This is a genomic window from Blastomonas sp. SL216 (assembly GCA_026625625.1).
In the GTDB taxonomy this organism is placed as follows: domain Bacteria; phylum Pseudomonadota; class Alphaproteobacteria; order Sphingomonadales; family Sphingomonadaceae; genus Blastomonas.
Map to the genome: position 1 here is coordinate 1,529,005 of CP113055.1, position 14,376 is coordinate 1,543,380.

The 14,376-nt window shown below is 65.1% G+C and carries 12 protein-coding genes; 9 read left to right on the forward strand and 3 right to left on the reverse strand.

Annotation, left to right across the window (positions count from 1 at the left end; translation table 11 throughout):
• The first annotated feature begins 9 nt into the window (after window positions 1–9).
• On the forward strand, window positions 10–354 hold the full coding sequence (rpoZ, locus tag OU999_07305) for a DNA-directed RNA polymerase subunit omega (GenBank protein WAC24982.1): 345 nt from the start codon (window positions 10–12) through the stop codon (window positions 352–354).
• Window positions 355–664: 310 nt separating this feature from the next.
• Complete coding sequence (locus OU999_07310; GenBank protein WAC24983.1) at window positions 665–1,189, forward strand: hypothetical protein; 525 nt, start codon at window positions 665–667, stop codon at window positions 1,187–1,189.
• A gap of 226 nt (window positions 1,190–1,415) precedes the next feature.
• Here OU999_07310 and ettA read toward each other — a convergent pair whose 3' ends face one another.
• Window positions 1,416–3,095: an energy-dependent translational throttle protein EttA gene (gene ettA / locus OU999_07315; GenBank protein WAC24984.1), complete on the reverse strand. Its 1,680-nt coding sequence runs from the start codon at window positions 3,093–3,095 to the stop codon at window positions 1,416–1,418.
• Window positions 3,096–3,211: 116 nt separating this feature from the next.
• Here ettA and OU999_07320 point away from each other — a divergent pair, with 116 nt between their 5' ends.
• Together OU999_07320 and OU999_07325 are read left to right on the forward strand one after the other, a co-directional pair.
• Complete coding sequence (locus tag OU999_07320; GenBank protein WAC24985.1) at window positions 3,212–4,606, forward strand: M20/M25/M40 family metallo-hydrolase; 1,395 nt, start codon at window positions 3,212–3,214, stop codon at window positions 4,604–4,606.
• A gap of 282 nt (window positions 4,607–4,888) precedes the next feature.
• Window positions 4,889–5,428: an RcnB family protein gene (locus OU999_07325; GenBank protein WAC24986.1), complete on the forward strand. Its 540-nt coding sequence runs from the start codon at window positions 4,889–4,891 to the stop codon at window positions 5,426–5,428.
• 100 nt (window positions 5,429–5,528) lie between these two features.
• Here the strand turns inward: OU999_07325 and OU999_07330 are convergent, their stop codons facing one another.
• A complete protein-coding gene (locus OU999_07330; protein WAC24987.1) occupies window positions 5,529–6,017 on the reverse strand; it encodes an SH3 domain-containing protein in 489 nt (162 codons plus the stop codon).
• Between the two features lie 134 nt (window positions 6,018–6,151).
• Here OU999_07330 and OU999_07335 point away from each other — a divergent pair, with 134 nt between their 5' ends.
• Both OU999_07335 and OU999_07340 read left to right on the forward strand, forming a co-directional pair.
• Window positions 6,152–7,180 carry a D-glycerate dehydrogenase gene (locus tag OU999_07335; GenBank protein ID WAC24988.1) on the forward strand — a complete coding sequence of 343 codons (1,029 nt, stop codon included), beginning with the start codon at window positions 6,152–6,154 and terminating at the stop codon, window positions 7,178–7,180.
• Between the two features lie 117 nt (window positions 7,181–7,297).
• Window positions 7,298–8,668 (forward strand): ammonium transporter, encoded by a 1,371-nt coding sequence (locus tag OU999_07340; GenBank protein ID WAC24989.1) that lies wholly within the window; start codon window positions 7,298–7,300, stop codon window positions 8,666–8,668.
• Window positions 8,669–8,696: 28 nt separating this feature from the next.
• On the opposite strand, the gene lepA is transcribed toward OU999_07340, so the two are convergent.
• Window positions 8,697–10,502: a translation elongation factor 4 gene (gene lepA / locus OU999_07345; GenBank protein WAC24990.1), complete on the reverse strand. Its 1,806-nt coding sequence runs from the start codon at window positions 10,500–10,502 to the stop codon at window positions 8,697–8,699.
• A gap of 105 nt (window positions 10,503–10,607) precedes the next feature.
• Between lepA and OU999_07350 the strand changes: the two genes are divergently transcribed.
• The 3 genes from OU999_07350 to OU999_07360 all read left to right on the forward strand — a co-directional run bounded on the left by OU999_07350 (window position 10,608) and on the right by OU999_07360 (window position 14,316).
• Window positions 10,608–11,444, forward strand: coding sequence for a diacylglycerol kinase family protein (locus OU999_07350; protein ID WAC24991.1), 837 nt, complete (start codon window positions 10,608–10,610; stop codon window positions 11,442–11,444).
• Window positions 11,441–12,172, forward strand: coding sequence for a metallophosphoesterase (locus tag OU999_07355; GenBank protein WAC24992.1), 732 nt, complete (start codon window positions 11,441–11,443; stop codon window positions 12,170–12,172). Before OU999_07350 ends, OU999_07355 begins: the two co-directional genes overlap by 4 nt.
• A gap of 92 nt (window positions 12,173–12,264) precedes the next feature.
• Window positions 12,265–14,316, forward strand: coding sequence for a GMC family oxidoreductase N-terminal domain-containing protein (locus tag OU999_07360; protein ID WAC24993.1), 2,052 nt, complete (start codon window positions 12,265–12,267; stop codon window positions 14,314–14,316).
• Window positions 14,317–14,376 lie beyond the last annotated feature (60 nt).

Genomic DNA, 14,376 nt, shown 5'->3' on the forward strand with positions numbered 1-14,376 from the left:
AGCCCGTTCATGGCGCGCGTTACCGTTGAAGATTGCATCGACAAGGTCACCAACCGGTTTGACCTGGTTCTGCTCGCCGCCCAGCGTGCGCGCGAGATCAGCGGCGGTGCCGAACTGACCATCGATCGCGACCGCGACAAGAACCCGGTCGTCGCGCTGCGCGAAATCGCCGACGAGACCGTCTTCCCGGATGAGCTCAAGGAAAGCCTGACCCAGTCGATGCAGAAGGTCCAGGTCGATGACGACGATGCAGCCGACGAAATCGGCTCGCTCAGCCTGTCCGCCGAAGCCCTGCGCCTCACCGCCTCGGCCCCGGCCCGCACCAGCAGCATGGGCGGCGATTTCGACGCCTGATCTGCCTGGGTAAGAATTACAAAAAAGCCGCGCGAGCCGGATGGTTCGCGCGGCTTTTTTGTTGGTAGCTATCGGCACGACCCCCGCTCAGCCTGAGCCTGTCGAAGGCTCCGCGCCACCTCCACTACCCCCGCTCAGGCCAAGCGGATGTGGTGCGGCTTTGGGTCCGTGCAGGAGAAAACCTGCCGTTCTGAAAACGACGCGGTTGCAGATGTTTCGGCCTGCATGGCGCAAGGTCCGCCATGGTCGCACAGGCACTTGGGCCTGTTATCGGTTGTTAAGCCGCCTAGCGCTCGATAATCAACAAGGCATGGATACGCATAAGCAGGAACCTGAGGACGGGCAGGATACGCTTCAATTTCATGCGTCAATCTCAGTGAAGCGCGCCTTATCAATCGCGCTCTTCTCGATCACGACCCTTTTACTGAGCTATGGGGCGATAAGGGCGCCCAACTGGAATTCAGTGACGCTGTTGCTTGCCTCGAGCTTGCTCTTGTGGGTGAGCGCGTGGCTTGAATGGCGACGGGGATGGCCGAGCCAATGGCATGGCCCCGCATGTGAATTGAACGCGACCGGCATTACGTTCTGGCCAAAGCAATCGCGCCAACAATTCCTTCCCTGGGACGACCTCGCGGCCGTCCGACACGATATGTCTGACCAGTCCGTGATATTTCAAACCAAGGAACCCTTGAAATACGACCGGAGATATCTGCTTTTACTGAAGCGACCGCCATATGTGAGCAGTGGCTTGCAATCACCCCAGGGAGAACATCTCGTCAATGTTCTCCATCGCTATTGGGATGAGCAAAAAAGAACAGCTATCACACCAGCATAAGCGGGCATTGTACGGCCCGATCCGGCACGATCACCTCACCCAGGCCTCCCCCATCGAGAGGGAGGGCTTTTGGGTTGCGCGCGGGTGAAGGTGCGCAAGGCCTCTCCCCTCCCCTTGGCGAGGGGTGCCCGCAGGGCGGGGTGGGGTTGCGCTGACGGAGGTCGATCCCACCCCGGTCCGGCAAGCCGGACCTGCCCCTCCCGCACGCGGGAGGGGAGAAAAAAGGTCAGCGCGTCAGCTTCTTGTAGCTCATCCGGGTCGGACGATCCGCTTCGTCGCCCAGGCGACGGCGCTTGTCTTCCTCATAGCTTTCGAAATTGCCTTCGAACCATTCGACATGGCTGTTGCCCTCGAAGGCCAGGATGTGCGTGCAAAGGCGGTCGAGGAAGAAGCGGTCGTGGCTGATGACCACCGCGCAACCGGCGAAGCTTTCCAGCGCCTCTTCGAGCGCGCGCAGCGTTTCGACGTCGAGATCATTGGTCGGTTCGTCGAGCAGCAGCACGTTGCCGCCCTCCTTGAGCATCTTGGCCATATGGACGCGATTGCGTTCACCGCCCGAGAGCTGGCCGACCTTCTTCTGCTGGTCCTGGCCCTTGAAGTTGAAGGCACCGACATAGGCGCGCGTCGGCACGTCATGCTTGCCGAGCTTGAAGAAATCGAGCCCGTCGGAGATTTCCTCCCAGACGTTGTGGTTGGGGTCGAGATCGTCGCGGCTCTGGTCGACATAGCCGAGCTTGACCGTATCGCCGACCGCGATGGTGCCGCTGTCGGGCTGTTCCTTGCCGGTGATCAGCTTGAACAGCGTGGACTTGCCCGCGCCGTTCGGTCCGATCACGCCGACAATGCCGCCCGGCGGCAGCGTGAAGCTCAGGTCCTCGAACAATAGCTTGTCGCCATAGGCCTTGGACAGGCCGTGCGCCTCGATCACCTTGCCGCCCAGGCGTTCGGGGGTCTGGATGACGATCTGCGCCTTGCCGGGGGCGCGGTTTTCCTGCGCCTCGACCAGCTCGTCGAACGCGCGGATACGCGCCTTGGACTTGGTCTGGCGCGCCTTGGGGCTCTGCCGGATCCACGCCAGCTCGTCCTGGATCGCCTTCTGGCGGCCCTCGTCCTCGCGCGCTTCCTGCTCGAGCCGCTTGGCCTTCTTGTCGAGATAGGTCGAGTAATTGCCCTCGTAGACAAAATACTTGCCGCGATCGAGCTCGAGGATCCAGTTCACCACATTGTCGAGGAAATAGCGGTCATGGGTAACGAGGATGACGTTGCCCGGATAATCGACGAGGTGCTTTTCCAGCCAGGCGACGCTTTCGGCGTCCAGATGGTTGGTCGGTTCGTCGAGCAGCAGGATGCTGGGCTTTTCGAGCAGCAGGCGGCACAAAGCCACGCGGCGGCGTTCACCGCCCGACAGGTTGGTGACATCGGCATCGCCCGGCGGGCAGCGCAGCGCTTCCATCGCGATTTCGAGCTGGTTGTCGAGCGTCCAGCCATCGACCGCGTCGATCTTTTCCTGCAGCGTGCCCATCTCTTCCATCAGCGCGTCGAAATCGGCGTCCTCCGGCGGATCGGCCATCAAGGCGCTGATCTCGTCGAAACGCTCGACCAGATCGGCGACGGGGCGCACGCCATCCATCACGTTCTGCTTGACGGTCTTGCTGGGGTCGAGCTCGGGCTCCTGCGCCAGATAGCCGACCGTGATGCCCTCGCCCGGCCAGGCTTCGCCGGTGAAATCCTTGTCGATCCCGGCCATCACCTTCATCAGCGTCGACTTGCCCGATCCGTTGGGGCCGACAATGCCGATCTTGGCATCGGGATAGAATTGCAGATGGATGCCGTTGAGCACCGGCTTGTTCGCGCCGGGAAAGGTCTTGGTCAGACCCTTCATCACGAAGGAATATTGAGCAGCCATGCGGGAGTACGCCTCTATGCGGATTATGTGGATTTGCCCCGCGCCTTAGCCGTGCGCCAGCCTGCGGGCAAGACGCCATTGGCAAGCCGGGATGTTGCAGTTAAGCGTTTCGCCCCATGAACACACGCTTCCTGCTGGCCGCTGCCGCCCTCGCCCTTCCCTTCTCCCTCGCCGCCCAGCAGAACCCGGCGCATGATCCGGCGGCGCTGCAGCAAAAGGCGCTGACCGACGATACGGCCTATAGCATCGTAGAGGACCTGACGACCGAGATCGGCCCGCGCCTCGCCGGAACCGAGCGCGAGGCGGCGGCACGCGCCTGGGCGGTCGAGCGGCTGAAGGCGATGGGCTTTTCCAACGTGCGCATCGAACCGTTCGACATGAAGACCTGGGTACGCGGCACCGAAACTGCGGAGATCACCGGGCCCTATACCGGCAAGCTGCACATTTCGGCGCTCGGCAATTCGGCCAGCACCGGCGACAAGGGGCTTGAGGCGGAGGTGGTGTATTTCCGCACCCTCGCCGACCTCCAGGCCGCGCCCGCCGGTAGCCTCAAAGGCAAAATCGCATTCGTCAGCCACAAGATGACGCGGACGCAGAGCGGCGCGAGCTATGGCCAGTTCGGCGGCGTCCGGCGCGCAGGGCCAGGCCTTGCGGCGCAAAAGGGTGCAGCCGCGATCGTGATCCGCTCGGTCGGCACCGATTATCACCGCAACCCGCATACCGGCGGCACCAATTTCCCCGAGGGCGTCACCCCGATCCCCGCCGCTGCGCTGTCGATCCCGGATGCCGAAAATCTGGAACGGATGATCACGCGCGCCGCGAAACTGGGCCAGCCGGTCAAGATGAAGCTGGTGCTCACCCCGCGCCAGATCGGCATCACCCAGTCGGGCAATGTCATCGCCGAAGTGCCGGGCAGCGATCCCAGTGCAGGCATGATCCTGGTCGGCGGGCATCTCGACAGCTGGGACCTGGGCACCGGCGCGATCGATGATGGCGCAGGCGTCGCGATCAGCGCGGCTGCGGCCAAGCTGATCATGGACGCTGGCCAACCGAAGCGCACCATCCGCGTCGTCTGGTTCGGCGCGGAAGAGGTCGGCCTGTTCGGCGGCATCGCCTATGCCAAGGCGCATGGCGCGGCGGGCCATGCGCTGGCGATGGAGTCGGACTTCGGCGCGGACCGCATCTGGCAGGTCGATTTCAAGCTGCCCGAAGGCACGGATGGCCTGAAGACCCGGATCGCCAACGCGCTGGCGCCCTTGGGCATCGGCCGCAGCAACGATGTCGCTGGCGGCGGCCCCGATGTCGGACCGACCGTCGCGCTGGGCGTCAACGCCATCGACCTGCAGCAGGACGGCACCGACTATTTCGACCTGCACCACACGCCCGACGATACGCTCGACAAGATCGATCCCAAGGCTCTGCAACAGAATGTCGCCGCCTGGGCGACGGTGCTGGGCATCGTGGCGAACGATCCGGCGGATTTGCTGCCCAAGGCCAAGGCTGGCGACTGAGCACCGACCTCGATCCCAGACTCTGCCGTCACCCTGAACTTGTTTCAGGGCCCATTTCTCGCCACGCGGCTTCGGCTTTTGGGGCACGATGGGTCCTGAAACAAGTTCAGGATGACGGTAAGGAAAGCCGGAGGCTAAGCTTCGCCAGCCCCCCGTTACACCTTGCGACAACATTTCATGAAAATGAGCGGCATATTCGCAACCTGTTCAGGCAGGAGGGCGTATTCCTGAACATGTCCACAGCGCTTCCCCCAAGCGCGGGCCATGACAGGAGTACAAACAATGAAGACCCTTTCGAAAGCCCTGATCGGCACCCTGATGCTGGCCACGACGCTGCCCGTCGCGACCGCCCCTGCCTTCGCCCAGTCGCGTGGCGAAGTCGTCCGCTCCGAGCGCGAGTTGCGCCAGGAACAGCGTGAGCTGCAGCGTGACCGCCGCGATGTTCAGGATGCCCGCCGCTACGGCGACCGCCGCGACGTGCGCGAGGAACAGCGCGATCTGCGTGACCAGCGCCGCGACGTGCGCGATGCCCGCCGCGAATATCGCGAGGACCTGCGCGACTATCGCGATTACCGCGCCGGCAACCGCCAGGCGTTTCGCGGCCCCGCCTTCCGCGCGAACTTCCGCTATCAGCAGTTCCGCCCGGGCGTCCGCATCGCGCCGAACTTCTACGGCCAGCGCTATGTGGTGAACAACTATCGCAACTATCGCCTGCCGAACCCCGGCGTGCGCCAGGTGTGGGTGCGTCACTATAACGACATGCTGCTGGTCAACGCGCGCACCGGTACGGTCATCCGCGTGATCCCGAATTTCTACTGGTAACTGTCCTTTCGCCAGTAGGATGACAGCTCGCCCATCGTCCCCCAAGACGGTGGGCGGGCCCATATCCGGCCGGGAAGATCTCCGGCCTGGATCACCGGCGTCAGGGTTCGCCCGCGCCCCAGATCTGGTCCTGCCGCACCCAGCCGGCGCGGCGCTCGACCGCAAATTCGCACCAGCCGTTCTCACAATCGCCCAGATCCCCGACAACGCCGGGCTCTGCCCGCCACATCAGCTTGGCGCTGTCCTGCGGCGCGGAACGGATGGAGATGACCGGGCCGCTGACGATCGCGGTGCGCTTGCGGCTGAGCATGTTCGAATGCATCCAGCCGGTCCAGCCCGACGGATCGACGATCTGCCGCCAGACGCCATAGCGCTTGATCACCTTGACCGGCAGATGCTTGCGCCGGAACACCCATTCGATCTGATAGGTCGCCATCGGTCCTGCGCGGGCAAAAGCCTCGTCGCGCTGGATCGATGCCCAATAGGGCGTCTTCACCTCGGCCTGCGCACTGGCGCCATCATGTCCGGCCAGCACAATAACGGCTGCCAGGCCGCCCAATACCAGTCTTGAAAACCATGTAGCCTGCATGAACCTGTCCCCCGTCGGTCCCAAATGTACCATGTCGCCCGACGATCCTTCGTAAATAATCGCTTAGGCCAAAAAACGCCCCGCAAGCAAGTGCCGCAGCTTGACCTTTGAGGCGGTTGCGGCATAGCAAAGCCATGCCCGCCACCCCCTCTTCCAAGCCCTCCGCCCCGCCGCACGAGCCCGGCAGCCGCCCGCGCGTCATCGTCACGCGCAAGCTCGCCCCGGCGGTCGAGGCACGCATGGCCGAACTGTTCGACGTGACGCTGAATGCGGACGACCATGCCTTCACCCGCGAAGAGCTGGCCGCCGCGCTGCAGGACTGCGACGTGCTGGTGCCGACGGTGACCGATGCGCTCGACGCAGAGCTGCTCGCAGGCGCTGGCGACAGGCTCAAGCTGCTCGCCAATTTCGGTGCAGGCGTCGACCATATCGACCTCAAGGCGGCGCGCGCGCGCGGCATCATCATCACCAACACGCCCGGCGTGTTCACCGACGATACCGCGGACATGACCATGGCGCTGATCCTGTCGGTCCCGCGCCGCCTGGCCGAGGGCGAGAAGCTCGTGCGTTCGGGCCAGTGGGAAGGCTGGAGCCCCTCAGGCATGCTCGGCCACCGTATCGGCGGCAAGCAGCTGGGCATTGTCGGCATGGGCCGCATCGGCCAGGCGGTGGCGCACCGCGCGCGCGGCTTTGGCCTCAACATCGTCTATCACAACCGCCGCCGCCTGCCCGAAAGCCTGGAGCAGATGCTGGGCGCGACCCATGAGCCCGATCTGGACGCGCTGGTCGCAGGCTCCGACATCATCACCCTGCATTGCCCGCGCAGCCCGGAAACGCGCGGGCTGATCGATGCCCGCCGCATCGGCCTGATGAAGCCGAGCGCCTATCTGATCAACAGCGCGCGCGGCGAGCTGGTTGACGAAGGCGCGCTGATCGATGCGCTCGAGGCCGGCCGCATCGCCGGGGCCGGGCTGGATGTCTATACCCGCGAACCGCATGTCGATGCGCGGCTGCTCGCGCTGAAGAATGTCGTGCTGCTGCCGCATGTCGGCAGCGCGACGTTCGAGGGGCGCGAGGTCGCTGGTCTCAAGGTCATCGCCAATATCCGCTTCTGGTTCGACGGCCATCGCCCGCCCGATCAGGTGCTCGAAGGCTGGATGTAACCCATCCGTTCGCCGCAGAAATGCGCGCGCGTTAATCGATTATTTGCCAAACTGCGCCATGAGGCGGCACTATGCTGTGCCATCGGACCGGGCACGAAATTTGGGAAAGTCGAGAGCATGATCGCAAGGCTGGCGCGCATTTTCACCATGGCCATGGCAGCGGTTGCCGCGCCTGCATGGGCCGCGCCCGCGATGGTCGATCCGGCGACGCTCGATGTTTCCAATTCGGGCGATACCGCCTTCATGCTGGTCTGTGCCGCGCTGGTGATGCTGTTTGCAGCACCGGGCGTGCTGTTGATGCAGGCCGGACGCGGCACCGCGCGCGCCGCGCAGGGCGTGTTCCTGCAGGGCACGGCCATCGCCGCGCTTGTCTCGCTGCTCTGGGTCGTGGTCGGCTATACCCTGGCCTTTGGCGATCCCAGCGGCGGCGTGATCGGCGGCGGCAATGCCTGGATGCTGATCGCGCTGGGCAATGTCCGCTTCGGCACCGCCGTGCCCGAAAGCGCGTTCGTGCTGTTCCAGATCGCCGCAGCCATGTTCGCCGCCGTGCTGGTCGCAGGCGCCTGGGCTGGGCGCGGCCGCTTCGGCTGGGCGCTGGCCTTTGGCGGGCTGTGGAGCCTCATCGTCTATGCGCCGGTCGCGCACTGGATCTGGGGCGGCGGCTGGCTCTACGGCTTTGGCGTGCTCGATTATGCCGGCGGCATCGCGCTGCATTTCTGCGCCGGCCTGTCCGCGCTGGTCGCTGCCCTCGTCATCGGTCGCCGCACCGGATGGCCGGGCGCTGCTGCTGCGACGCACAGCCCGGTGATGGTGCTGGCAGGCGGCGCGCTGCTGTTCATCGGCAATTTCGCGCTGACCGGCGGCTGGACTCTGGCAGCGACCGACGATGCCAGCAGCGCGATCATCAACGCGCATGTCGCAGCGTGCACCAGCGCGCTTGTCTGGCTGCTGATCGAAAAGCTGCGCACCCGCACGGTCACCGCGATGGGCGCGGTGAGCGGCCTGGTCGCAGGCCTTGCCGCCATCGCCCCCGCATCGGGGCTGGTTTCGCCGGGCGCGGCGATCCTGATCGGGGTGATTGCCACCCCGGCCTGCTATTTCGCGTTACGCTTCGTCACCGAAACGCTGGCGATCGACGACAGCAACCATGCCTTTGTCCTGCACGGGGTCGGCGGTCTGGTCGGCGCGCTGCTGGTCGCGGTGTTTATCAGCGATGGCTTTGGCGGCGTCGGCTATGCCGAAGGCGGCAGCATGATCGGCCAGCTGGTCGCGCAGCTGGTGGGCCTGGCCGGTGTCGCGATGTGGTCTATCCTGGGCACGCTGATCATCAGCTATGGCATCGCCACCGCCATCCCGATGCGCATTTCTCCGGCGGAAGAGGCAGGCGAGGCGCTCGCTCCGCCCGCACCGCTCGCCCCGCCCGCACCGGCACCAGTAGCCGAAGCCGCCCCGCCCGCTGCCGAACAGGTCGCCGCGCCGCAGGGCTGATCCAGCCCCCGGCGCAAGAGCGAGGCGCTTATTCCTCGCCCATCCGCAGCGCGGCGATAAAGGCTTCCTGCGGGATGCTGACCGATCCGTATTCGCGCATCCGCTTCTTGCCCTCTTTCTGCTTTTCCAGCAGCTTCTTCTTGCGGCTGATGTCGCCGCCATAGCATTTGGCGGTGACGTCCTTGCGCATCGCCGCGATCGTCTCGCGGGCGATCACCTTGCCGCCGATGGCTGCCTGGATCGGGATCTTGAACAGGTGGCGCGGGATCAGGTCTTTCAACCGCTCGCACATGCCGCGACCGCGCGATTCCGCGGTGCCGCGATGGACGATCATGCTCAGCGCGTCGACCGGCTCGGCATTGACCATGATCGACATCTTGACGAGATCGCCCTCGCGATAGCCGATCTGGTGATAGTCGAACGAGGCATAGCCGCGCGAAATCGACTTCAGCCGGTCATAGAAATCGAACACCACTTCGTTGAGTGGCAGCTCATAGGTCACCTGCGCGCGCCCGCCGACATAGGTCAGGTTCTTCTGGATGCCGCGCCGGTCCTGGCAAAGCTTGAGGATGCTGCCGAGATACTCGTCGGGGCAATAGATGATCGCCTCGATCCACGGCTCCTGGATCTCGTCGATCTTGGTGGGATCGGGCATGTCCGCCGGGTTGTGCAGCTCGATCTCGCCATTTCCGTGGGTGAGCTTGATCTTGTAGACCACCGAGGGCGCAGTCGTGATGAGGTCGAGGTCGTATTCGCGCGTCAGCCGCTCCTGAATGATCTCCAGATGCAGCAGGCCGAGGAATCCGCAGCGGAAGCCGAAGCCCAAAGCCGCGCTCGATTCCATCTCGAAGCTGAACGAGGCATCGTTCAGCCGCAGCTTGCTGATGCTGTCGCGCAGCTTGTCGAAATCATTGGCATCGACCGGGAACAGCCCGCAGAACACCACCGGCTGCACTTCCTTGAAGCCGGGGAGCGGCTCGGTAGCCGGGTTCTTCACCGTGGTGATGGTGTCGCCGACGCGGGTCTGGCTGATGTCCTTGATCTGCGCGGTGATGAAGCCGATCTCGCCTGCCGCCAGCTCGGGCAGGTTCTCGATCTTGGGCCGCATGCAGCCGACGCGGTCGACCAGATGTTCGGTGCCGCCGGCCATGAACTTGATGTTCTGGCCCTTTCTGATCACGCCATTGACGACGCGGACCAGGATGACGACGCCCAAATACGGATCGTACCAGCTGTCGACTAGCATCGCCTCGAGCGGCGCATCGCGGTCACCCTTGGGCGGGGGGATCTTCAGCACGATCTGCTCGAGGATTTCCTCGATGCCGATGCCCGACTTGGCGCTAGCCAGCACGGCTTCGGAGGCGTCGAGGCCGATAATGTCCTCGATCTCCTTCTTCACCTTGTCGGGCTCGGCGGCGGGCAGATCGATCTTGTTGATGACCGGCAGAATCTCGTGGTCATGCTCGATCGACTGGTACACGTTCGCCAGCGTCTGCGCTTCCACGCCCTGCGCGGCATCGACGACGAGCAGCGCACCCTCGCACGCGGCGAGCGAGCGCGACACCTCATAGGCGAAATCGACATGGCCCGGCGTGTCCATCAGGTTCAGCTCGTACAGCTGCCCATCCTTGGCAGTGTAGTTGAGCCGCACCGTCTGCGCCTTGATGGTGATGCCGCGCTCTTTTTCGATATCCATGTTGTCGAGCACCTGCGCGGACATCTCGCGCTCGGAAAGGCCGCCGGTCTGCTGGATCAGCCGGTCGGCGAGCGTCGATTTGCCATGGTCGATATGCGCGATGATGGAGAAATTGCGGATGTGCTTGAGGTCGGTCATTGCGCGCGATTAGCAGGGGCTTGGGGCGCTGTCAGCAGGGAATAAGGGCTGGAGAAAATCGACATTTGCCAAGGCACCAAATCGGCGCAGGCGCGTAGAGCGCGCATGACCAAGACCTGGCTTATCGTCAACGAAGCGAGCGGCAGCTATGACGCAGCCGTGATCGCCGACATCGTCACCTGGTTCGCGCAAAGCGACCAGCCCGTGGACTGCATCGTCCGCTGCCCCGATGAAGAGCTGCCCGGCCCCGAAAAGCTGCGCAATGCGGGCGTCGATACGCTCGCCATCTATGCCGGCGATGGCACCACCAACAGCGCCCTGAAGGCGGCTGCCGGCTGGGACGGCGGCGTGCTGATCCTGCCCGGCGGCACGATGAACCTGCTCGCCCGCGCGCTGCACGGCGAACAGCCCTGCCAGGCGATCATCGCCGAAGCTGGCCGCGACGCGCGTACCCGGCAGCTCAATACGGTCGAGATCGGCGACAGCATCGCCTATGTCGGCGTGATCGCCGGGCCGACGACAAGCTGGGCCAAGGTGCGCGAGCATGCCCGGCATACCGAGCTGGCCGATCTGGTGTTCAACGCGATCCCCGCCGCCATCTCGGAAAGCTTAAGCGGACCGCAGGTCGGCATCGCGGCGAACGACCAGCGCTTCCCTGCGATCTTCGCTGCCCCGCGCGAGAACATGATGGCGCTGTGCGGCTTTACTGCATCGACTATCGGCGAGGTGCTCAGCCATGCCAATGCCTGGCTGAGCGGCGATTTCCGCGAAGGCCCGCGCGTCGATCTGGGCAGCGCAACCTCCGCCACCCTGGTCAGCGATGCCGACACGATCGGCCTGCTGATCGATGGCGAACCGGCGGAAGCACGCCCCGGCGATACCCTGCGCCTGGGCCATGCGCCACACAATTTCATCGAAACGCGCCCGCCCGCCGCGCCATGACCCTGTTGTTCCACGCCAGCGACCTGCATTTCGGCGCCGAGGACAGCGCCGCGCTTGCCTGGTTTGCCGATCAGGTGACCGAAGAGCAGCCCGATGCGGTGATCATCACCGGCGACCTGACGATGCGCGCGCGATCGGCCGAATTCGCCGCCGCCCAGGCCTGGCTGGCCGAGCTGGGACGTCCGGTGCTGATCGAGCCCGGCAACCACGACCTGCCCTATTTCAACCCCGTGCGGCGCATCTGGCGGCCCTATGGCCGGGTGATGCGGCTGCAGGAGCAGTTGCACGATGGCGTGATGCTCGATCATGTTCAGCTCGTTTCGCTGCGCACCACTGCCCGCGCACAGCTGCGGCTCAACTGGTCCAAGGGCCGGGTCGGCAAGCGCGCGCTGCACGAGGCGCTGCACGCGCTGGGCGACGCCGATCACGCCACCAAGCTGCGGCTGGTGCTGGCGCATCATCCGCTGATCGAGGCCGAGACCCAGACCAGTGGCCGCACCACCGGCGGCCGGGCGGCGCTGGAGGCGCTCACCGCAGCGGGCGCGGATGCCGTGCTTTCCGGCCATGTCCACGACCCGTTCGACCTCAATGTCGATACCCCCGCTGGCTCGATCCGGCTGATCGGCGCGGGCACGCTGTCCGAGCGGGTCCGCGCATCGCGCCCCTCGTTCAACCGGTTGCAGGTGCACGGCGGCAAGCTCGACGCCCGCGTCTGCGCGATGTCCTGATTCAGGCGATTAACGCCGCTTAATCATACGGTTTCTTACAATCCGCCATCGCTCTGCTAGCCTATGATCCGGGCGCAGGGGGATTCGCGAACATGATGAGGAAGCCGTTCGATCCGTTCGAGGCCGCGATCTGGAAGCGGCTGGCTGAAACCATGCTGGTCGAACCCGCGCGCATGGCGATCACGCCCCGGCAGGTGGTGGACAACCTGCAACAAGTGTTCGGCAATATGGAGGGCGACAAGCCGCGCGAAACCGCGCTGTCGGTGATCGCAACCTGGGTCGTGCTGGGCGGCCCGATCTGGCATTTCGCGCCGCGCAGTTTCCGCATCTGGCGGATCGAGCGGCGGCTGAAGAACAGCCGGATCGACCTGTTCCAGGACATGGCCCGCATTCGCGGCATCGTCTATGCCGGCTATTACGGCCATTGGATCGATCAGGATGACGCCAATGCCAGCGATGCGGCGGCGGAGGATGCCAACCGCGCCAACCCGGTGTTCAACGCCATCGGCTTCACCCTGCCCCGCCACCGCACCCGCGCAGGGACGCCCGACGATCCGCTGATCACCGAGCATACCGGCAACGACCTGCCCTATACCGTATTCGTCGGCGAGGATGCGATCCCCGACAGCGTCGAGGTGGTGGTGATCGGTTCGGGCGCAGGCGGCGCTGTTGCGGCATCGAACCTGGCCGATCAGGGCTATGAGGTGCTGGTCGTCGAGGCCGGGCCCTATCTGCCCAGCGCGCGGATGACGCCCAACGAGGCGCATATGTCGTCCACCCTGTTCAAGGATGGCGCGATCCAGACGACGCGCAACCGCGACATCATCGTCTTCCAGGGCCGGACCGTGGGCGGATCGACCGTGGTCAACAATGGCATCTGCCTGCGCCTGGCGCGCCAGGGCGAGACGCATCCCGATGCGCATGACGTGCTGGCGCACTGGCGCTCCATCGGCGCGCCGGTCAGCGAGGATGCGCTCGAGGCGAGCTATGCCCGGGTCGAGGCGCGGCTGGGCGTGCACGAGATCGATCGGCGGCTGGGGCGCAACAACGGCACGCGGCTGCTTAGCGGCTGGGATGCCTATAGCGCCGGATCGACCGACCCGCTTGACCAGCGCGCGGTCACCGGTTGGTTCCGCAAGAACTGGGGGCAGAAGACCGAGGCCAATGCCTGCGTCTCGTGCGGCTATTGCAACACCGGCTGCCCCTATGGCCGCAAGCGCGCGATGCCCGAGAGCTTCCTGCGCCATGCCACGCTGCACGCTCCCCGCAAGGCGCGCATCCTGCCGCGTGCGGCGGTGTCGCATATCGGCTGGGAGGACCGCGACGCACAAGGCCGCCGCAAAGCCTCGTCGGTGCAGGTGATGCTGCCCGATGGCCGCGCCAAGACCATCCGCGTGACCAGGGGCGTGGTCGTCGCCGCGGGCACCATCGCGTCGAGCAACATCCTGTCGGCGAGCGGCATCAAGGGCACGGGGCGCGACATCTCGCTCAACATCGCCTGCCCGGTCCCGGCGCTGATGCCCGATCCGGTGGTCGCCTGGGACGAGGACCAGATGGCGACCTTTGTCGACCGCGCCGATTTCCTGATCGAGAGCCATTTCCAGCCGCCGATGAGCATGGCCTCGCTGGTCCCCGGCTGGTTTGACGAGCATTTCCAGCGGATGCTCAACTATAACCGGCTGGCGTCCGCCGGCGTGCTGTTCCCGGCGGATCGGCGCGGGACGATCAAGAAGGGCAAGCTCGGCTTCGATCTGGAGCCATCAGACCTTGCCGTGCTGCGCCGCGCGCTGGCGACCCTGACCAAGGTGCATTTCCGGGGCGGCGCGCAAGAGGTCTATCCCGCGCTGCTGCACGGCGAGACGCTGCGCGCCGGGATGAGCGATGCCGAGATCGACCGGTTCTTTGAGGAGAATATCGAGGAGCCCGACGATGTCGTGCTGTCGTCCAGCCACCCGCATGGCGGCAACGCGATCAACAGCGACCCGAACAAGGGCGTGGTCGATCTCGACCAGCGCGTGCACGGCACGGTCAATGTGCTGGTCACCGATGCCAGCGTGATGCCCAGTTGCATCCGCGTCAACGCGCAGCTGACGACGATGGCGATGTCCGACCGGGTGACGCACGGCAAACGGGTGTTCGGCTAGACGTTTAACCTTCTCCCCTCCCTTTAGGGAGGGGCAGGCCCGGCTTGGCGGGCCGGGGTG